This is a genomic window from Saccharothrix deserti (genome assembly GCF_009769385.1).
Classification (GTDB): domain Bacteria; phylum Actinomycetota; class Actinomycetes; order Mycobacteriales; family Pseudonocardiaceae; genus Actinosynnema; species Actinosynnema deserti.
In genome coordinates, this window is record NZ_VKAB01000001.1 from 98,340 (window position 1) to 115,600 (window position 17,261).

At 71.4% G+C, this 17,261-nt stretch carries 23 protein-coding genes; 7 read left to right on the forward strand and 16 right to left on the reverse strand.

Going from position 1 to position 17,261, the window contains the following annotated elements; translation table 11 throughout:
• Positions 1 to 5 precede the first annotated feature (5 nt).
• Entirely contained in the window at positions 6 to 500 is a 495-nt protein-coding gene (locus FM051_RS11865) for a Trp biosynthesis-associated membrane protein (protein ID WP_238412337.1), read from the reverse strand.
• Positions 493 to 2,034, reverse strand: coding sequence for an anthranilate synthase component I (locus FM051_RS11870; protein ID WP_158842977.1), 1,542 nt, complete (start codon positions 2,032 to 2,034; stop codon positions 493 to 495). Before FM051_RS11870 ends, FM051_RS11865 begins: the two co-directional genes overlap by 8 nt.
• A gap of 96 nt (positions 2,035 to 2,130) precedes the next feature.
• On the opposite strand from FM051_RS11870, the gene FM051_RS11875 reads away from it, so the two are divergent.
• Positions 2,131 to 2,745 carry a TetR/AcrR family transcriptional regulator gene (locus FM051_RS11875; protein ID WP_158842978.1) on the forward strand — a complete coding sequence of 205 codons (615 nt, stop codon included), beginning with the start codon at positions 2,131 to 2,133 and terminating at the stop codon, positions 2,743 to 2,745.
• Positions 2,746 to 2,760: 15 nt separating this feature from the next.
• On the opposite strand, the gene hisI is transcribed toward FM051_RS11875, so the two are convergent.
• The 3 genes from hisI to hisF are packed head-to-tail and all read right to left on the reverse strand — an operon-like array spanning position 2,761 to position 4,252.
• On the reverse strand, positions 2,761 to 3,105 hold the full coding sequence (gene hisI, locus FM051_RS11880; protein WP_158842979.1) for a phosphoribosyl-AMP cyclohydrolase: 345 nt from the start codon (positions 3,103 to 3,105) through the stop codon (positions 2,761 to 2,763).
• The gene (locus FM051_RS11885) at positions 3,102 to 3,479 is read right to left on the reverse strand and encodes a hypothetical protein (RefSeq protein WP_158842980.1); all 378 of its coding nucleotides are present in this window, start codon (positions 3,477 to 3,479) and stop codon (positions 3,102 to 3,104) included. The genes hisI and FM051_RS11885 overlap by 4 nt, the downstream gene beginning before the upstream one ends.
• The gene (hisF, locus tag FM051_RS11890) at positions 3,479 to 4,252 is read right to left on the reverse strand and encodes an imidazole glycerol phosphate synthase subunit HisF (protein WP_158842981.1); all 774 of its coding nucleotides are present in this window, start codon (positions 4,250 to 4,252) and stop codon (positions 3,479 to 3,481) included. The genes FM051_RS11885 and hisF overlap by 1 nt, the downstream gene beginning before the upstream one ends.
• Before the next feature lie 383 nt (positions 4,253 to 4,635).
• Between hisF and FM051_RS11895 the strand changes: the two genes are divergently transcribed.
• The 3 genes from FM051_RS11895 to FM051_RS11905 all read left to right on the forward strand — a co-directional run bounded on the left by FM051_RS11895 (position 4,636) and on the right by FM051_RS11905 (position 6,078).
• The gene (locus FM051_RS11895; RefSeq protein WP_033437808.1) at positions 4,636 to 4,839 is read left to right on the forward strand and encodes a cold-shock protein; all 204 of its coding nucleotides are present in this window, start codon (positions 4,636 to 4,638) and stop codon (positions 4,837 to 4,839) included.
• 106 nt (positions 4,840 to 4,945) lie between these two features.
• Positions 4,946 to 5,320 (forward strand): PPOX class F420-dependent oxidoreductase, encoded by a 375-nt coding sequence (locus FM051_RS11900; RefSeq protein ID WP_158842982.1) that lies wholly within the window; start codon positions 4,946 to 4,948, stop codon positions 5,318 to 5,320.
• A 32-nt stretch (positions 5,321 to 5,352) separates the two neighbouring features.
• Positions 5,353 to 6,078, forward strand: a complete 726-nt coding sequence (locus tag FM051_RS11905) for a Clp protease N-terminal domain-containing protein (protein ID WP_158842983.1) — start codon at positions 5,353 to 5,355, stop codon at positions 6,076 to 6,078.
• Here the strand turns inward: FM051_RS11905 and priA are convergent.
• Genes priA through FM051_RS11930 form a run of 5 tightly spaced genes read right to left on the reverse strand, consistent with a single transcriptional unit; the run spans position 6,041 to position 9,555 of the window.
• A complete protein-coding gene (gene priA / locus FM051_RS11910; RefSeq protein WP_158842984.1) occupies positions 6,041 to 6,775 on the reverse strand; it encodes a bifunctional 1-(5-phosphoribosyl)-5-((5-phosphoribosylamino)methylideneamino)imidazole-4-carboxamide isomerase/phosphoribosylanthranilate isomerase PriA in 735 nt (244 codons plus the stop codon). The genes FM051_RS11905 and priA overlap by 38 nt on opposite strands.
• A 19-nt stretch (positions 6,776 to 6,794) precedes the next feature.
• Positions 6,795 to 7,430 (reverse strand): imidazole glycerol phosphate synthase subunit HisH, encoded by a 636-nt coding sequence (gene hisH / locus FM051_RS11915; protein WP_158842985.1) that lies wholly within the window; start codon positions 7,428 to 7,430, stop codon positions 6,795 to 6,797.
• Positions 7,431 to 7,468: 38 nt separating this feature from the next.
• The gene (locus tag FM051_RS11920) at positions 7,469 to 7,945 is read right to left on the reverse strand and encodes a hypothetical protein (RefSeq protein ID WP_158842986.1); all 477 of its coding nucleotides are present in this window, start codon (positions 7,943 to 7,945) and stop codon (positions 7,469 to 7,471) included.
• Between the two features lie 9 nt (positions 7,946 to 7,954).
• Positions 7,955 to 8,866 (reverse strand): transketolase family protein, encoded by a 912-nt coding sequence (locus FM051_RS11925; protein ID WP_158842987.1) that lies wholly within the window; start codon positions 8,864 to 8,866, stop codon positions 7,955 to 7,957.
• The gene (locus tag FM051_RS11930) at positions 8,863 to 9,555 is read right to left on the reverse strand and encodes a thiamine pyrophosphate-dependent enzyme (RefSeq protein ID WP_202918805.1); all 693 of its coding nucleotides are present in this window, start codon (positions 9,553 to 9,555) and stop codon (positions 8,863 to 8,865) included. Before FM051_RS11930 ends, FM051_RS11925 begins: the two co-directional genes overlap by 4 nt.
• 71 nt (positions 9,556 to 9,626) lie before the next feature.
• Here FM051_RS11930 and soxR point away from each other — a divergent pair, with 71 nt between their 5' ends.
• Positions 9,627 to 10,070, forward strand: coding sequence for a redox-sensitive transcriptional activator SoxR (gene soxR / locus FM051_RS11935; protein WP_420803595.1), 444 nt, complete (start codon positions 9,627 to 9,629; stop codon positions 10,068 to 10,070).
• Between the two features lie 79 nt (positions 10,071 to 10,149).
• Entirely contained in the window at positions 10,150 to 10,665 is a 516-nt protein-coding gene (locus FM051_RS11940; protein WP_158842989.1) for an RNA 2'-phosphotransferase, read from the forward strand.
• Here the strand turns inward: FM051_RS11940 and FM051_RS11945 are convergent.
• The 5 genes from FM051_RS11945 to hisD form a co-directional block, all read right to left on the reverse strand.
• The gene (locus FM051_RS11945; RefSeq protein ID WP_158842990.1) at positions 10,637 to 11,227 is read right to left on the reverse strand and encodes a TetR/AcrR family transcriptional regulator; all 591 of its coding nucleotides are present in this window, start codon (positions 11,225 to 11,227) and stop codon (positions 10,637 to 10,639) included. The genes FM051_RS11940 and FM051_RS11945 overlap by 29 nt on opposite strands.
• Positions 11,228 to 11,413: 186 nt before the next feature.
• A complete protein-coding gene (locus tag FM051_RS50485) occupies positions 11,414 to 11,569 on the reverse strand; it encodes a hypothetical protein (protein WP_202918806.1) in 156 nt (51 codons plus the stop codon).
• A complete protein-coding gene (gene hisB / locus FM051_RS11950) occupies positions 11,570 to 12,169 on the reverse strand; it encodes an imidazoleglycerol-phosphate dehydratase HisB (RefSeq protein WP_158842991.1) in 600 nt (199 codons plus the stop codon).
• Positions 12,166 to 13,269 carry a histidinol-phosphate transaminase gene (locus FM051_RS11955; RefSeq protein ID WP_158842992.1) on the reverse strand — a complete coding sequence of 368 codons (1,104 nt, stop codon included), beginning with the start codon at positions 13,267 to 13,269 and terminating at the stop codon, positions 12,166 to 12,168. Before FM051_RS11955 ends, hisB begins: the two co-directional genes overlap by 4 nt.
• Complete coding sequence (hisD, locus tag FM051_RS11960) at positions 13,266 to 14,582, reverse strand: histidinol dehydrogenase (RefSeq protein ID WP_158842993.1); 1,317 nt, start codon at positions 14,580 to 14,582, stop codon at positions 13,266 to 13,268. The genes FM051_RS11955 and hisD overlap by 4 nt, the downstream gene beginning before the upstream one ends.
• A gap of 204 nt (positions 14,583 to 14,786) precedes the next feature.
• Here hisD and FM051_RS11965 point away from each other — a divergent pair, with 204 nt between their 5' ends.
• Positions 14,787 to 16,100: a M14 family metallopeptidase gene (locus FM051_RS11965; RefSeq protein ID WP_158842994.1), complete on the forward strand. Its 1,314-nt coding sequence runs from the start codon at positions 14,787 to 14,789 to the stop codon at positions 16,098 to 16,100.
• Here the strand turns inward: FM051_RS11965 and FM051_RS11970 are convergent.
• The gene (locus FM051_RS11970; protein WP_158842995.1) at positions 16,084 to 17,220 is read right to left on the reverse strand and encodes an aminotransferase class V-fold PLP-dependent enzyme; all 1,137 of its coding nucleotides are present in this window, start codon (positions 17,218 to 17,220) and stop codon (positions 16,084 to 16,086) included. The two genes, FM051_RS11965 and FM051_RS11970, sit on opposite strands and share 17 nt — an antisense overlap.
• Positions 17,221 to 17,261: the final 41 nt, after the last annotated feature.

Sequence of the window (17,261 nt, forward strand, 5' to 3'; positions counted from 1 at the left end):
GGAGATCAGTCCCGCTCCGTGGGATCGTCGCCGCGCTCCAACGCGTTCCACAGCTCGCGCTCGGGATCGGTGGCCCGCTTGGCCGCGCCGGGCGTCTGGTAGCCGCCGCCCAAGCGGGGCATGGACGAACCGCGCAGGACGAGCAGCACGCCCGCCGCGACCACCAGGAACGCGCCCGCGGACACCAGGCCGCGGCCGATCACCGGCCCGTCGGCGTCCACTCCTTGGAACGCCGCCGCGGCGCCCGCGAGCAGCACGACGACGCCGAGCACGCGCCGCACCCAGCCGCTCAACGCCACCACGGCGGCGATCGCGGCCAGGCACAGCAACGCCAGCGGCGTCAACGCGGGCACGACGTCGGCGCCGCTTCGGTCCGCCGAAGCGTCCCAGGTGATGCCGGAAGCGCTCCACAGCGCCACCGCGCCGAGCAGCAGCAGCGCCACCACGATCCACAGTGGACGCCTGCCCGGCCGCACCCCGGACTCCGGCACTTCAGACACGGGCCGGATCCACCGCCGGGGCCATGGTCTGCGCGGTCGCGATCGCCGACAGCACCGCGCCCGCCTTGTTCAGGCACTCGTTGTCCTCGGCGACCGGGTCGGAGTCGGCCACGATCCCGCCGCCCGCCTGCACGTACGCCACGCCGTCGCGCACCAGGGCGGTCCGGATGGCGATCGCGGTGTCCGCGTCGCCGGCGAAGTCCAGGTAGCCGACCACACCGCCGTACAGGCCGCGCCGGGTCGGCTCCAGCTCCTCGATCAGCTCCATCGCGCGCGGCTTCGGCGCGCCGGACAGCGTGCCCGCCGGGAAGCACGCCGCGACCGCGTCGAACGCCGTGCGGCCCTCGGCCAGCTCGCCGGTGACGGTGGACACGATGTGCATGACGTGGCTGTACCGCTCGACCTTGAAGAAGTCGACCACGGTCACCGAACCCGGCTTGCACACCCGGCCCAGGTCGTTGCGGCCCAGGTCGACGAGCATCAGGTGCTCGGCGCGTTCCTTGTGGTCGGCGAGCAGGTCCTTCTCCAGCAGGGCGTCTTCCTCTTCGTCCACGCCACGCCAACGGGTGCCCGCGATCGGGTGCGTGGTCGCCTTGCCGTCGCGCACGGTCACCAGCGACTCGGGGCTGCACCCGACGATGTCGAAATCGTCCAGCCGCAGCAGGTACATGTACGGGCTGGGGTTGGACGTGCGGAGCACGCGGTAGATGTCGAGCGGGTCCGCGGTGGTGCGCATCTCGAACCGCTGCGACAGCACGACCTGGAACGCCTCACCCGCGCGGATGGCCTCCTTGGCCTTCTCCACCACCGCGTAGTGCTCCTGCTGGGAGCGGCGGCGGACGAACTCCGGCTTGGGCCGGGCGAACACCGCGGTCGTCGGCGGGGCGTGGCTCTGCAGGTCCTGCGTCATCCGGTCGAGGCGGGCCACCGCGTCGTCGTACGCCGCGTCCACACGTTCCGGTGAATCGTCCCAGTTGATGGCGTTCGCGATGAGCGTCACGGTGCTCTCGTGGTGGTCCAGCGCGGCCAGGTCGGTGGCCAGCAGCATGACCAGCTCGGGCACCTTCAGGTCGTCCTCGGCCAGCGACGGCAGCCGCTCCAGCCGCCGCACGGCGTCGTAGCCGATGTAGCCGACCATGCCGCCGGTCAACGGCGGCAGACCGGGCAGCGGGTCGGTGCGCAGCACCTCGATGGTCTCGCGCAACGCCGCCAGCGGGTCGCCGCCCTCGGGCAGGCCCACCGGGTGCGGTCCCTGCCAGAACGCCTCGCCGCCGGTCGCGGTCAACGCGCCCGCGCTGCGCGCGCCGACGAACGACCAGCGCGACCAGGAGCGGCCGTTCTCGGCCGACTCGAACAGGAACGTGCCCGGCCGGTCCGCCGCGAGCTTGCGGTACAGCCCGACCGGCGTCTCCGCGTCCGCCAGCAGCCGCCGCACCACCGGGATGACCCGCCGCTGGGCGGCGAGTTCGCGGAACTCCTCGCGCGTCGGGCTGATCTCGCCCAGACCCGCACCTGCACCGATGACGCTCACCATGGGCGACATTGTGCCGGTTGGCCTTGTGCGGTCGTTCGACCGGGCTCTATTTCAACGCGCGTTGAAAAAACTGGCGCCATCGCGCATGATGGTGACGTGAACGCAAGCTCGCACCAAACCGAACCGAAGCGCCGCGGCCGACGGGCCGGCGGCGAGGACACCAAGGCCGCGCTCCTGGCCGCGGCACGCGAGGTGTTCGTCGAACGCGGCTACGAGGGCGCCACGGTCCGGTCCATCGCCGCGCGGGCCGGCGTGGACGCGGCGATGGTCAACCACTGGTTCGGCGGCAAGGAAGGCCTGTTCGCCAAGGCCGTGCTGCAGCTGCCGATCGACCCGAACGCGCTGGTCGAACGGCTGCTCGACGGCCCGGACGAGAAGATCGGCGAACGGATCGTGCGCACCTTCCTCACCGTGTGGGACCCCATCGGCGGCGGCCCGTTCGCCGCCATGGTGCGCAGCGTGACGTCACACGAGCAGGTCGCCGACGTGCTGCGCGGCTTCTTCGTGCAGACCCTGCTGAAGCGGATCGTCGGGCACCTCGACTCACCCGACGGCGATCTGCGCGCGACCCTGGTGGCCAGCCAGATCATCGGCATGGGCATGGTGCGGTACGTGGTCCGGTTCGAGCCGCTCGCGTCGGCGGACGCGGACACGCTGGTCAAGGCCATCGCGCCCAACCTCCAGCGCTACCTCACCGGCGACATCGGCTGAGTTCCCGCCGAGCCGTCAGCCGAGCAGCACGGTCGAGTCGAAGCACGTCGCGTCGCCGGTGTGGCAGGCCGCGCCGACCTGGTCCACGACCAGCAGCAGGGTGTCGCCGTCGCAGTCCAGCCGCACCTCGTGCACGTACTGCGTGTGCCCGGACGTCTCGCCCTTCACCCACAGCTGCTGACGGCTGCGCGAGTAGTACGTGGCACGGCGGGTGGTGAGCGTGCGGTGCAGGGCCTCGTCGTCCATCCACGCCACCATCAGCACCTCCCCCGTGCCGCGCCGCTGCGCCACGGCGCACACCAGGCCGTCCGCGGTGCGCTTGAGCCGGGACGCGATGGACGGGTCGAGCGCGCTGGTCACCGCTGTCCTCCGATGAAGTGGATCCGGGCGGGGCGGGTGTTGAGCAGCACCACGGCGAAGACGTGCGCGGCCGAGAGCAGTCCGGACATCACGCGGATCCACACCGGCCCCTGGTTGAGCACCGCGAGCAGGTGGATCAACGCCACCAGGCCGAACAGGAACGCGGCGGTCAGCCGGGCCGGGCGCAGGCCCGCCAGCAGGCCGCCCACCGCCAGCAGCTCCAGCACCGCGATGATCACCGGGAACTTGACCCAGGTCGAGTCGGCCTCGACCTGCCACTGGATCAGACCCATGAGGACGAACAGCAGGCCGCCCGCCGCGCCGATCATGGTCGCGACGAACGCCTCGACGGGCGCGTTGCGCGGGTTCAGCATCAGCGCACCACCACGCCCGCGTCGCGCAGGCTCCGCTTCACGTCGCCGATCCGCAGCGTGCCGAAGTGGAACACGCTCGCCGCGAGCACGGCGTCCGCACCCTCGGCCACGGCGGGCGGGAAGTGCTCCACCGCGCCCGCGCCGCCGCTGGCGATCAACGGCACGTCGACCACCTCGCGGGTCAGCCGGATCAGCTCCAGGTCGAACCCGGCCTTCGTGCCGTCGGCGTCCATGGAGTTCAGCAGGATCTCGCCGACGCCCAGCTCCTGGCCCCGTGCGGCCCACTCGACCGCGTCGATGCCGGTGCCCTTGCGGCCGCCGTGCGTGGTCACCTCGAAGCCCGAGGGCGTGGGCTTCTCGCCCTCCGGCACGCGCCGTGCGTCCACCGACAGCACGATGCACTGGGCGCCGAACCGGCGGGACAGCTCGTCCAGCAGCTCCGGCCGGGCGATCGCGGCCGTGTTCACGCTCACCTTGTCCGCGCCGGAGCGCAGCAGCTTGTCCACGTCGTCCGCGCTGCGCACGCCACCGCCCACGGTCAGCGGGATGAACACCTGCTCGGCGGTGCGCCTGACCACGTCGAACGTGGTCTCGCGGTCGCTGGACGACGCCGTCACGTCGAGGAACGTCAGCTCGTCCGCGCCCTCCGCGTCGTAGGCCCGCGCGAGCTCCACCGGATCGCCCGCGTCGACGAGGTTGGTGAAGTTCACGCCCTTCACCACCCGGCCCCGGTCGACGTCGAGGCAGGGGATCACGCGCACCGCTACTGACATGGCCAAAAGCCTACGGGTGCGGCCCGAGCGGCCGGCTTCCGGTCCTGAGCGTCGAACCCAGGCGTTCCGGACGTAGGACTCTCGCGTTCCGAACGTAGGACACACGCAGCGTGAACGTAGGACACACGAGAGGTGAACGTAGGGCTCACGGGACGTGAGAGTTCGACTCGTGTGGGTGGGCGACACGCGGAGGGACGTAGGACACGCCGGGAAGTAGGCGACGTGGGGGCGAAAGTGTGGTTCACTTGTGGAGGTCGCAAGTTTTGTGTTCGTGTCATCCACGCTCGCGAAACGCGTTTGAGCGTGTGATTCCTCAGGGTCAGCGTTTGGACCGGCCTCAGCGGGTGCGTTCGCCCCGTTGGTAGCTGTATGAGGAGTAAAGCATGGCGCAGGGCACCGTGAAGTGGTTCAACTCGGAGAAGGGCTTCGGCTTCATCTCCCCCGAGGACGGTGGCGCGGACGTGTTCGTCCACTACTCGGAGATCCAGAGCGGCGGCTACCGCAGCCTGGAGGAGAACCAGCGCGTGAGCTTCGATGTCGGCCAGGGCGCTAAGGGCCCGCAGGCCACCAACGTGACGGTCATCTGACCTGAGCGTGACCGGAAGAGCCCCGTTCCCCTTGTGGGAGCGGGGCTCTTCCGCATTCCCCGTCCGGTAGCGCACCGCGGGCGTCGCGCGGGCTAACGTTCGCGGCATGGATCTCTCAGCCGGCAAGTACCTCCTGTTGACCACCTACCGCAAGGACGGCACCGCCGTGCCGACACCCGTCTGGGTGGCCGGGGAGGGCGAGACGCTGTACGCGTGGTCCGCCGCCGACGCCGGCAAGGTCAAGCGCATCCGCCGCAGCGGCGACGTCGAGATCGGGCCGTGCGATTTCAAGGGCAACCCCACCGGCGAGCGGGTCCCGGCCACCGCCCGGCTCCTCGACCAGGCCGAGAGCGACCGCGTGCGGTCCCTCATCGCGAAGAAGTACGGCGTCATGGGCAGGCTGACCATGCTCGGCAGCCGGATCCGCCGCGGTCGCGAGGGCACCGTCGGCATCGAGATCACGGCGTCAACCCGAGGTTGACCCACAGCCACGCGTCAACCTACAGTTGACGGGTGGTCACCGCTCCGGTCCAGCTCACGGACCTCATCGTCACCGTCGCGTCGGAACACCCCGACGTGCTGGGCAGACTGGCCGCCGCCGTCGAGCTGAGCGGCCGGCTCGCCGAGCTCGGCGACCACCTCATCGGCCACTTCGTGGACGAGGCGCGGCGGGCCGGCGCGAGCTGGACCGACATCGGCGAGAGCATCGGCGTCACCAAGCAGGCCGCGCAGAAGCGGTTCGTGCCCAAGGAGTCGCCGGACCTGAAGCCGACCTTCGACCGCTACACCGACCGGGCCCGCCGGGTCATCGTGCTGGCCCGGCACCACGCCCGGTTCAGCGAGCACATCGGCACCGAGCACCTGCTGCTCGGCCTGCTGGACGAGTCGGGCGGGCTGGCCGCGAAGACGATCGCCAAGCTGGAGGCGTCGGAGGGCACCACGCGGATGGCCGTGCTCAACGCGTTGGACGGCGCGGTCCGGCAGCGGCCCGAGCAGCAGCCGTTCACCACGCACTGCAAGAAGGCGCTGGAACTCGCGGTGCGCGCGTCACTGCGCCATGGTCACCACTTCGTGGGCCCCGAGCACCTGCTGCTCGGACTGCTCGCCGAAGGGGAGGGCACCGCGGCCAAGGCCCTGGCCGACACGGGTGTGACCAGGGAGGCCGCGGAGGCCTACATCGTCAAGGAGATCGGGGACGCGATCAGTCGCGCACAGCGGCCAGGGCCTCGGGGAGCGTGAACGCGCCCGCGTAGAGCGCCTTGCCCACGATCGCACCCTCGACACCGTCGCGGGCCAGCTTCGACAACGCGACCAGGTCGTCCACACTGGACACGCCGCCGGAGGCGATCACCGGCGCGTCGGTGCGCGCGCACACCTCGCGCAGCAGGTCCACGTTCGGGCCCTGGAGCGTGCCGTCCTTGCTCACGTCCGTGACGACGTAGCGGGCGCAGCCGTCGCGGTCCAGCCGCTCCAGCACCTCCCACAGGTCGCCGCCGTCCTGCGTCCAGCCGCGCGCGGCCAGCCGGTGGCCCTGCTCGGTGATCCGCACGTCCAGGCCGACCGCGATCTTGTCGCCGTGCTCGGCGACGACCTTCGCGCACCACACCGGGTCCTCCAGCGCGGCCGTGCCCAGGTTCACCCGCGCGCAGCCGGTGGCCAGCGCGGCGGCCAGCGAGGCGTCGTCGCGGATGCCGCCGGACAGCTCGACCCGGACGTCCAGCTCGCCGACCAGGCGGGCCAGCAGCTCGCGGTTGCTGCCGCGGCCGAACGCGGCGTCGAGGTCGACGAGGTGCACCCACTCGGCGCCGTCGCGCTGCCACGCGAGGGCGGCGTCCAACGGGTCACCGTACGAGGTCTCGGTGCCGGCCTCGCCTTGAACCAGTCGAACGGCCAGGCCGTCGGCCACGTCAACAGCCGGGAGCAGCGTGAAAGTCACGCGTTCAGCCTAGTGGACGCTAGGCGAAGCTCTTCAGCCAGTTCTCCAGCAGGTGCGCGCCCGCGTCGCCGGACTTCTCCGGGTGGAACTGCGTCGCCCACAGCGGCCCGTTCTCCACCGCCGCGACGAACTCGTCGCCGCCGTGCTCGGCCCACGTCACCAGCGGCGGCTTGAGCACGTCCGACGGGTCCATCTCCCACTTGCGCACCCCGTAGGAGTGCACGAAGTAGTACCGGGTGTCCGGGCTCAGGCCGGCGAACAGCTTGGTGCCCTCGGGCGCGCGGACCGTGTTCCAGCCCATGTGCGGCACGACCGGGGCGTCCAGCCGCTCGACCGTGCCGGGCCACTCGCCGCAGCCCTCGGTGAGCACGCCGTGCTCGATGCCCCGCTCGAACAGGATCTGCATGCCGACGCAGATGCCCAGCACGGGACGTCCGCCGGCGAGCCGCAGGTCGATGAGCCGGCCGCCCTTGATCGCGTCGAGTCCGGCCATGCACGCGGCGAACGCGCCGACACCGGGCACGACCAGGCCGTCGGCGTCGAGTGCGACCCGATGATCCGCCGACACCTCCACCTCGGCGCCGACGCGCTGGAGGGCGCGTTCGGCGGAGCGGATGTTGCCGAATCCGTAGTCCAGCACAACGACACGTGGCACGCAGTCAGCCTACTAGGCCGAATGACCAGGCCCGATGACTAGGCCAGTGGTGGACCGCCCTGGGTGACGGGGACCACCGGCAGCACCGTGTTGATCGGCAGGCCGGCCCGGTCCGGCAGTGCGGTCACCCACGTGTCGGCGCGGCCCTCGTCCACCAGGGCCCGGACCTCGGCGACGTCCGCGGGCAGGTCGACGGGGCGCGGCCGGGCGTCCAGCCGCCACCAGCGCAGCAGCCCGACCAGCCGCCGCGCCGAGCCCGTGGACCCCGCCTGTTCGCCGTCGGTCCACACCTCGGCGCCGGGAGACCACCGCAGCAGCAGTGCCGCCGCGCCGGTCTCCCGGACCTGCTCGGCCAGCCGTGCGGCCGCCGCGAAACCGATCTGCCTGCGCGGCAGCAGCACCGTCCCGGACGCCACCGGGACCAGCGCGGCCGGGCCCGCCGCCGCGCGGTGCAGGTTCAGCTGCAACTCCGCGGTCGGCGCGGGTGTCCAGATCAGGGTTCTCGGCACGCTCACAGGCAGAGATCATGCCGCAGCGGCCGGGTGGCCGAACATCCGACGCACGGCCGCGGCGATGCCGAGCACGTCGAGGTCGTGCGCCGAATCGTGGTCCTCGGCGGTGCCGTAGGCGCGGAGTTCGGCGTCCCGCCGCACGCCCAGCGATCGCAGCCGGTGCGGCACGTCGGCCAGCGCCTCGGCCGCGAGGTGCGCGGACGTGCCCTCCAGGTAGGGCTCGACCAGCAGCACGTCCGCCTGGTCGGCCTGGTGCACCGCGGCCTGGAGTCCGGCCGCGTCGAACGGCCGGACGGTGGTCGCGTAGAGCACGGTCACGTCCACGTCCCGGGTGGCCTCCAGCACGGTGTCCAGCATCGGCCCGACCGCCACCACCACGCCCTGCCCGCCGCGCCGCACCTCGGTGAACCCCTCGACCACCGGGTTCGGCGCGGCGTTCTGCCGCAGCGACAGGCGGATGTAGATCCGGTCGTCGCGTCGGAGGGCGTCCCGGACGATCGGCTCGACCTCGTCCGGGTGGCCGGGCACCCGCACCGCCCACCCCGGCAGGGTGTCGAACAGCGCCACGTCGCCGGGCGCCTGGTGCGTGCGGCCCCACGCCGGGTCGTCGTAGGAGCCGCCGATGCCGACCAGCACCCCGCCCACGTCCTGGTGGCCGAAGTCCAGCTTGATCTGCTCGAACGGCCGCTCGACCAGGAACGGCGCGTAGGTGTGCACCACCGGCCGCATCCCGCTCAGCGCCAGCCCGCCGCCGACGCCGACCATGGCCTGCTCCCGGATGCCGACGTTGATCACCCGCTCGTGCCGCGCGAACGCGTCCCGCGAGATCTCCGCCAGCACGACCACCACCCGCGGGTCGTGCCGCATCACGTCCTCGACGGTGTCCACGAACACCTGTCGCATCGAGGTCGTCGCTCCGGTCATCGCTCCCCCTTGCCGATCTCCGCCACGACGGCCAACGGCCGGCCGGTGTGTTCCCGCGTGAACGCCCCGTGCAGCGCGTCGTGATCCCTGCCGTCCACTGTGGACGTCTGCCAGCCCTCGACCTCGAACCGCTTCGCCACCCCGCCGGGCCAGCCGTACGTGCCGGACGCGTTGTCCACCACCACGGTGACGAGGCGGTCGAGCCCGAGCCGCCCGGCCAGCGCGATCGCCTCGTGGTTGCTGCCCTCGTCCAGCTCCGCGTCGCCGACCAGCACGAACGTCCGCGCCGTCCGTCCCTGCAGGCGCAGGCCGAGTGCGGTGCCGACGGCGATCGGCAGGCCGTGGCCCAGCGAGCCGCTGCCGATCTCCGCGCCCTTGACCAGCACGCGGTCCGGGTGCAGGCCGAGCGGCGAGTCCCACTCCGTCCACGTGTCCAATGTGGACGGGTCGAGGTAGCCCTTCGCGGCCAGCACGGCGTAGTACGCCATCGGACCGTGCCCCTTGGACAGCAGGAACCGGTCCCGGTCCGGGTCGTCCACCCGGTCCGGCGAGACGTCCAGCACGCGGTCGTAGAGCACCCAGAGCACGTCCAGCGTGGACGCCGCGGCCCACTCGTGCTTCTCGTCCCCTGTCATCCGCCCGAACAACGCGGGGATGTCCGCGAAGCCCGACTTGCCCATGACTGCCATGCACCCACGAAACAACTTCGACTTAGGTCGAGGTCAACCCATAGAATGCGCACGTGAGCAAGTTGCCGGAAATGTTGACCATCGGGCAGGTGGCCGAACGCAGCGGTGTGCCGCACACCGCGTTGAGGTTCTACGAGGAACGGGGGCTGATCGCGTCCGTGCGGACGGCGGGCAACCAACGCCGGTACGCGCGGTCCGTGCTGCGGCGGTTGGCGTTCATCCGCACCGCGCAGCGGGTGGGGCTGTCGCTGGAGGACGTGCACGAGGCGTTGACGACGCTGCCGGACAACCGCACGCCGACCAAGTCCGACTGGAGCAGGCTGTCCACCAGCTGGCAGGTCGAGCTGGACGCGCGGATCGACGCGTTGCAGCGGCTGCGCGACCGGCTCACGTCGTGCATCGGGTGCGGCTGCCTGTCGCTGCGGAGCTGCTCCCTGCACAACTTCGACGACGAGCAGGCGGCGGACGGCCCGGGGGCGCCGAAGCTGAAGCCCGCCATCGAGGGCGGCACCTGAAACCTCGCCAGGAGAAATCCGATTGCGCGGGCGTGCTGCACTGAGGACTGTGCAAGAGAAGGCTCTGCAAGAGAAAGACATGATCCGCTTGTCGAAGCGGATGTCGAAGTGCCTGCGCCACGACCCGCAACGGCTGGGGCTGACCCTGGACGCGGCGGGCTGGGTGGACCTGGACGGGTTCGTCGACGCCCTGGGCGTGACGCGTGAACAGGTGCTGGAAGTCGTGGCGCGCAACGACAAGCAGCGGTTCGAGATCGAGGGCGGGCGCATCCGGGCCAGCCAGGGGCACACCGTGGCGGTGGAGTTGGACCTGCCCGTGGTCGAGCCGCCCGCGGTGCTGTTCCACGGGACGGTGGCCCGGTACCTGCCCGACATCCTGCGGGAGGGGCTGCGGCCGATGCTGCGGCACGACGTGCACCTGTCCGCTTCGGTCGAGACGGCGGTGCGGGTCGGGTCACGGCGGGGGAAGCCGGTGGTCCTGGTGGTCGACGCGGCCGCCATGTCCGCCGACGGGCACGAGTTCCGGGTGAGCGCGAACGGCGTGTGGCTGGCGGCTGCCGTGCCGCCTAACTACCTGCGAGAACACGTCTCGTGAGCCAGTCGAGGCCCGCGACCACCTCGTCCGGGCCGAGGCCGCGCACCTGTCTTTGGTACTGGTAGACCTCGGGGGCCAGCGGCGCCATCAGGGCGTCCACGACGGCCGCCGGGGCGCCGTCCACCAGCGCGGCGACGTGCCGCCGCCAGAACCCGTACGCACCGGTCCGGAACCGCGCCCGGCCCGTCTCCGCGCCGAGGACCAGGTGCAGGTGCCGTTCCAGCAGGCCGACCATGGTCCGGTAGAACGCGGCCAGCCGCTCGTCCGGCGGCGCGCCCGGTCCGAGCGGCGGCGGTCCGGTGAGGATGCGTTCCTGGATCTCGTACTCGTGCTCGTCCAGCAGCGCCTGCGCGATCGACGTCGTGTCCGGGTAGCGCCGGTAGAGCGTCGCGCGGCCCACCCCGGCGGCACGCGCGATGTCCTCCATCGTCACGCCGACCGCCCCACCGGCGGCCGCGAACACCGCTTCGGCGGCGGCGAGCACACGGGCCCGGTTTCGGGCGGCGTCGGCCCGTTCCCGGGGACGACCGACAGTGATGGTGGCCTCACCCGGTGACGACATGTGACCAACCATACGCAGACAGCCAAGCCGCACCCACGCCCACCACACGCCCCGCCCCGAACGCAGAACTCACCCAACCCGAGCGTTCGACTCTCGGCACCTGGGCGTTCGACTCTCGCGTGAGTCGAACGTTCGCGTGCCGAGAGTCGAACGTTCAGGTATGCCGAGTTCTGCGTTCAGGTGGGGTCAGAGGAGCCAGGTCGCGGCGGCGCCCAGGGCTACCAGGGTGAGGACGATCAGGACGATCGCCAGGCCGCGGGCCGTTTTCCAGGTGCTGTAGACGCCGCCGATCAGGAAGCCGGCCAGGGCCAGCAGGCCGATGACCACGTACTCCTTCGGCATCTAGAGGACGCCCTTGGTGGACGGGACGCCACCCACGCGCGGGTCGGGTTCGACGGCCGCGCGCAGTGCCCTCGCGATCGCCTTGAACTCGGCCTCGGTGATGTGGTGCGGGTCCCGCCCGTACTCCACCCGCACGTGCAGTGCGATGCCCGCGTGGAACGCCAGCGAGTCGAACACGTGCCGGTTCAGCACGAACGGGTAGTTGCCGCCGATGGTGAACGTGTTGAACTGCTCCGGCTCGCCCACGTGCACGCAGTACGGCCGCCCGGACACGTCCACCGCCGCGTGCGCCAGCGTCTCGTCCATCGGGATCCACGCGTCGCCGAACCGGCGGATGCCCGCCTTGTCCCCCAACGCCTCCCGCAACGCCTGGCCGAGCACGATCGCCACGTCCTCCACGGTGTGGTGCGCGTCGATCTCCACGTCGCCGGTCGCCCGGACGACCAGGTCGAACGACCCGTGCACGCCCAGCGCGGTCAGCATGTGGTCGTAGAACGGCACACCCGTGCTGATCTCGACCTGCCCGGTCCCGTCGAGGTCGACCTCGACGTACACCGACGATTCCCTGGTGGTCCGCTCCACCTTGCCGACCCGGCTCACCGGCCAACCTCCTTGCTCGCCGCGAGGAACGCGTCGTTCTCCTCCGGAGTACCGACCGTCACCCGCAGATGTCCGGCGATGCCGACGTCCCTGATCAGCACACCGCGTTCCAAATACGACCGCCACGTGGCGTGCGCGTCCTCGAACCAGCCGAACAGCACGAAGTTCGCGTCGCTCGGCACGACGGAAAAACCCAGACCCGCCAACGAGTCCACCACCCGGTCGCGCTCGGCCGCCAACCTGGCCACCGACCCCAGCGTCTCCGCCGCGTGCCGCAGCGACGCCCGCGCCGCCGCCTGGGTCAGCGCCGACAGGTGGTACGGCAGCCGCACCAGCTGCAACGCGTCCACCACGGCGGGCGCGGCGGCGAGGTAGCCCAGCCGGCCGCCGGCGAAGGCGAACGCCTTGCTCATGGTCCGGCTGACGATCAGCTTCGCCGGGAAGTCGTCCAGCAGCACGACCGCGCTCTCCCGCGAGGAGAACTCCGCGTAGGCCTCGTCCACCACGACCATGCCCGGCGCGGCCTCGATCAGCACGCGCAGGTCGTCCACCGGCAGGCTCTGCCCGGTCGGGTTGTTCGGGCTGGTCACGAACACCACGTCGGGCGCGTGTCCGGCGATGATCTCGGCCGCCCGCGCCACGTCCAGCGAGAAGTCGGCGCGACGCGGCGTCGGCGCCCACTCCGTGCGGGTGCCCGCCGCGATGATCGGGTGCATCGAGTACGACGGCTCGAAGCCCAACGCGCTGCGACCAGGCCCGCCGAACGCCTGCAGGATCTGCTGCAACACCTCGTTCGACCCGTTGGCCGCCCACAGGTTCGCCGACGTCAGCGGCACGCCCGTGGACGACGCCAGGTAGGCCGCCAGGTCCTCGCGCAGCGCCACCGCGTCCCGGTCCGGGTAGCGGTGCAGCTCGCCCGCGATCGCCGCCACTTCCCGCACCACGTCCTCCACCAGGGCGGGCGTGGGCGGGTACGGGTTCTCGTTGGTGTTCAGCCGCACGGGCACGTCCAGCTGCGGCGCGCCGTACGGCGTCCGGCCGCGCAGGTCTTCCCGCAGGGGGAGGTCGACGAGCTCCACCTTGTGTCCGATGGGCCTCATCCGCGGAACCTCGCCGTGACGGCCTGGCCGTGCGCGGGCAGGTCCTCGGCGTTGGCCAGCGCCACGACGTGCGACGCGACCTCGCGCAGCGCGTCCTCGCTGTAGTCGATCACGTGGATGCCGCGCAGGAACGTCTGCACCGACAGGCCGGACGAGTGCCGCGCGCAGCCGCCGGTGGGCAGCACGTGGTTGGAGCCCGCGCAGTAGTCGCCGAGCGACACCGGCGAGTGCGGCCCCACGAAGATCGCACCGGCCGCGCGCACCCGTGCGGCGACCTCGCGGGCGTCGGCGGTCTGGATCTCCAGGTGCTCGGCGGCGTACACGTCCACCACCCGCAGCCCTTCGTCCACACCGGACACCAGCACGGTGCCGGACTGCTTGCCCTGCAACGCCGTCCGCACGCGTTCGCTGTGCCTGGTCGCGTCGGTCTGGCGGTCCAGCTCGGCGTCCACGGCGTCCGCCAGCTCCTCGGAGGTGGTCACCAGCACGCTCGCGGCCAGCGTGTCGTGCTCGGCCTGGCTGATCAGGTCGGCGGCCACGTGCACCGGGTCGGCCGTGCCGTCGGCGAGGATCGCGATCTCCGTCGGCCCGGCCTCGGAGTCGATGCCGATCAGGCCGCGCAGCAGGCGCTTGGCCGCGGTCAGGTAGATGTTGCCCGGACCGGTGACCAGGTCGACCGGATCGAGTGAACTTCCGTCGGTGTCCGTGCCGCCGTAGGCCAGCAGCGCGACCGCGAGCGCGCCGCCCACGGCCCACACCTCGGTCACGCCGAGCAGGGCGGCGGCGGCCAGGATCGCCGGGTGCGGCAGGCCGCCGAACTCCGCCTGCGGCGGCGAGCACACCACCAGCGACTCGACGCCCGCGATCTGCGCCGGCACCACGTTCATGATCACGCTGGACGGGTAGACGGCCAGGCCGCCGGGCGCGTACAGGCCGACGCGGGACACCGGGACCCAGCGTTCGGTCACCGTGCCGCCGGGCACGACCTGGGTGGTCGTGTCGGTCCGGCGCTGGTCGGCGTGCACCTTGCGGGCGCGCGCGATGGACTCCTCCAGCGCCGCGCGCACGGCCGGGTCCAGCTCGGACAGCGCGCGCTCCAGCTCGGACGCGGGCACGCGGATGGACGCGGGGCGGACCTTGTCGAACTTCTCGCCGTGCTCCAGCACGGCCTCGACGCCACGTTCGCGCACGTCGTCCACCAGGGGCCGGACGTGATGCAGCACCGCGTCCACGTCGACCTCGGCGCGCGGGAGCGCGGCACGCAGTTCGGCGGGTGACGGAACACGACCTCGCAGGTCGATGCGGCTGAGCATGCCCTCAAGAGTAAGCGGTCGCCAATTCCGTCAACTGTCAGCCCGCGCCCGAGTGGCGAACCCGACAAACGGCGGCTACCTCGATCTGTGATCGAGGGGCCACGCTGTGTATGTCCTACTTCCCGGTAACGCCCTACTTCCGGGTAACGCACATCGACGTGCGTGCACATCTCCGTCGCAAACCCTGCTGATGATGGAGGCTTGATGTTCACCAAGCGGCGCGGCCTTGTGGCCGCCGCGTTGGTCGCGAGCGTGACCCTGGTGCTCCCTGCGCACCCGGGGTCGGCGCAGCAGACGACTGCGCAAAACTCCGAGCGGACCGTCTTCGAGGTCACCGCGACCACCCCCGAGGCACGGACCAAGGTCGCCAGGACCGGGGTCGACATCCTCGGTCAGAACGGCGACAAGCTCACCGTGATCGCCGAACCGCGGCAGCAGTGGGCGCTGCGCGCCACCGGGCTGCCGATGAAGGACACGGGTGACGCGGACGCCCAGCTCGCGGGCCTGGGCAAGGCGGAGTTCACCGACCCCCAGCTCGGCACGCTGGACTTCCCGTCCGGCTACACCGGCTACCACAACTACGCCGAGATGGTCGCCGAGATGAACCAGGCGGTGGCCGACCACCCGAACCTGGTCACGATGCGCAGCATCGGCAAGTCGTACCAGAACCGCGACCTGTGGATGATCAAGATCAGCGACAACCCGTCGGTCGACGAGGCCGAGCCCGAGGTGCTGTTCAACTGCAACCAGCACGCGCGTGAGCACCTGACCGTGGAGATGTGCCTGCACATCATCAAGCGGTACACGGACAACTACGCGACCAACTCGACCATCAAGAACACGGTCGACAGCCGGGAGATCTGGGTGATCCCCAGCGTCAACCCGGACGGCTCGGAGTACGACATCGCCACCGGCTCGTTCCGCGCGTGGCGCAAGAACCGGCAGCCGAACTCCACCTCCACCGGCACCGACCCGAACCGCAACTGGGGCTACCAGTGGGGCTGCTGCGGCGGCTCCAGCGGCAGCGGGTCGAGCGAGACCTACCGCGGCCCGTCGGCGTTCTCCGCGCCGGAGACCGCCCGTCTCCGCGACTTCGTGGCGAGCCGCGTGGTCGGCGGTGTGCAGCAGATCAAGTCCAACATCGACTGGCACACGTACTCGGAGCTGGTGCTGTGGCCGTACGGCTACACCTACAGCGACACCGCGGCGGGCCTGAACGCCACCCAGGCGAACGTCTTCGCCACCCTCGGCAGGCGGATGGCCGCGCTGAACGGCTACACCCCGCAGCAGGCCAGCGACCTGTACATCACCGACGGCAGCATCGACGACTGGATGTGGGGGGCGCACAAGATCTGGAGCTACACGTTCGAGATGTACCCCGCGTCGGCGAGCGGCACCAGCGGCTTCTACCCGCGTGACACGGTCATCGCGGCGCAGACCTCGCGCAACGACACCGCGGTCCAGTTGTTCCTGGACTACTCGGACTGCCCGCCGAGGATCATCAGCGCAACCTGCTGACGGCCTCGACGGCCTCGACGGCCTGATCGACCTGCGCGGGCTCGACGAAGTAATGCGGTGACGCCCTCACCACCTCGCCGAGCCCGCGCCGGGTCATGTCCAGCAGGGTCGAGGACGCCTCGCTGACGGTGACCGTGACACCGGCGCGGGCCAGCCGGTCCCGCACGTCGACCGCCGCCACGCCGTCCACGGTGAACGTGACGATGCCCGCCTTGCGCAGACCCACGTCCCGCACGGTCACGCCGGGCAGCGCGCCCAGGCCGTCACGCAGCCGCTGGGCGCGGGAGCCGACCTCGCGTTCGATCACGTCCAGGCCCTTGGCCAGCGCGTACCGGGCCGCCGCGATGAACCCGAGCCGGGCGGCGACGTTCGACTCCCAGATCTCGTACACCCGCGCGTCGTCCCGCAGCCTGATCCCGTCCGGCGCCACCCACTCGGCGCTGTGCAGGTCGATCAGCCTGGGCCTCATGCGCTCGGCGGCTTCACGCCGCACCACCAGCACACCGGTGCCGCGCGGCCCGCGCAGCCACTTGCGGCCGGTGCCCGCGATGAGGTCCACGCCCAGGTCATCGGCGCGCACCGGCAGCTGCCCGATCGACTGGCACGCGTCCAGCAGCACCAGCGCGCCCACCTCGTGCGCCGCGTCCGCGACCTCGCGCGCCGGGTTCACCAACCCGCTGTTCGTCGGCACGTGCACCAGCGAGACCAGCTTGACCCGCTCGTCCAGCATCTCCTTCAACGCCGCCACGTCGATCTGCCCGAACGAGTCCGACGGCACCGCCTCGGCGGTCGCGCCGACCTTCCGCGCCCGGTGCAGGATAGGAATCGCGGTGCCCGCGTACTCGGCCTCGCTGAACAGCACGCGGTCACCGGCGGCCAGCGGCACCGCGTCGAACGCGGTCAGCCACGACCGGGTGGCGCTGTCGGTGAACGCGATCTCGTCCGGCGACGCGCCCAGCAGCTCGGCGAACACCCCGTACCCGGCCTCCAGGTCGTCCGCCCGCTCCCGCGCGGCCACGTACCCGCCGATCTCGGCTTCCCGCCGCAGGTGCCCGACGACCTCGTCCAACACCTCACGCGGCGGCAGCGAAGAACCGGCTGAGTCGAGGAAGATCGTCACTGCGTCCCCTTAGGCTCGTGGATCTCCACTATCGCCAAAAA

What these genes read in the sequence shown, in the direction of transcription:
- FM051_RS11870 (WP_158842977.1), bottom strand. Translation starts at nt 2,034, where the DNA reads ATGGTGAGCGTCATCGGTGCAGGTGCGGGTCTGGGCGAGATCAGCCCG.
- FM051_RS11885 (WP_158842980.1), bottom strand. Translation starts at nt 3,479, where the DNA reads ATGCTGAACCCGCGCAACGCGCCCGTCGAGGCGTTCGTCGCGACCATG.
- hisF (WP_158842981.1), bottom strand. Translation starts at nt 4,252, where the DNA reads ATGTCAGTAGCGGTGCGCGTGATCCCCTGCCTCGACGTCGACCGGGGC.
- FM051_RS11895 (WP_033437808.1), top strand. Translation starts at nt 4,636, where the DNA reads ATGGCGCAGGGCACCGTGAAGTGGTTCAACTCGGAGAAGGGCTTCGGC.
- FM051_RS11900 (WP_158842982.1), top strand. Translation starts at nt 4,946, where the DNA reads ATGGATCTCTCAGCCGGCAAGTACCTCCTGTTGACCACCTACCGCAAG.
- FM051_RS11925 (WP_158842987.1), bottom strand. Translation starts at nt 8,866, where the DNA reads ATGACCGGAGCGACGACCTCGATGCGACAGGTGTTCGTGGACACCGTC.
- FM051_RS11930 (WP_202918805.1), bottom strand. Translation starts at nt 9,555, where the DNA reads ATGGCAGTCATGGGCAAGTCGGGCTTCGCGGACATCCCCGCGTTGTTC.
- soxR (WP_420803595.1), top strand. Translation starts at nt 9,627, where the DNA reads ATGTTGACCATCGGGCAGGTGGCCGAACGCAGCGGTGTGCCGCACACC.
- FM051_RS11940 (WP_158842989.1), top strand. Translation starts at nt 10,150, where the DNA reads ATGATCCGCTTGTCGAAGCGGATGTCGAAGTGCCTGCGCCACGACCCG.
- FM051_RS11945 (WP_158842990.1), bottom strand. Translation starts at nt 11,227, where the DNA reads ATGTCGTCACCGGGTGAGGCCACCATCACTGTCGGTCGTCCCCGGGAA.
- FM051_RS50485 (WP_202918806.1), bottom strand. Translation starts at nt 11,569, where the DNA reads ATGCCGAAGGAGTACGTGGTCATCGGCCTGCTGGCCCTGGCCGGCTTC.
- FM051_RS11955 (WP_158842992.1), bottom strand. Translation starts at nt 13,269, where the DNA reads ATGAGGCCCATCGGACACAAGGTGGAGCTCGTCGACCTCCCCCTGCGG.
- hisD (WP_158842993.1), bottom strand. Translation starts at nt 14,582, where the DNA reads ATGCTCAGCCGCATCGACCTGCGAGGTCGTGTTCCGTCACCCGCCGAA.
- FM051_RS11965 (WP_158842994.1), top strand. Translation starts at nt 14,787, where the DNA reads ATGTTCACCAAGCGGCGCGGCCTTGTGGCCGCCGCGTTGGTCGCGAGC.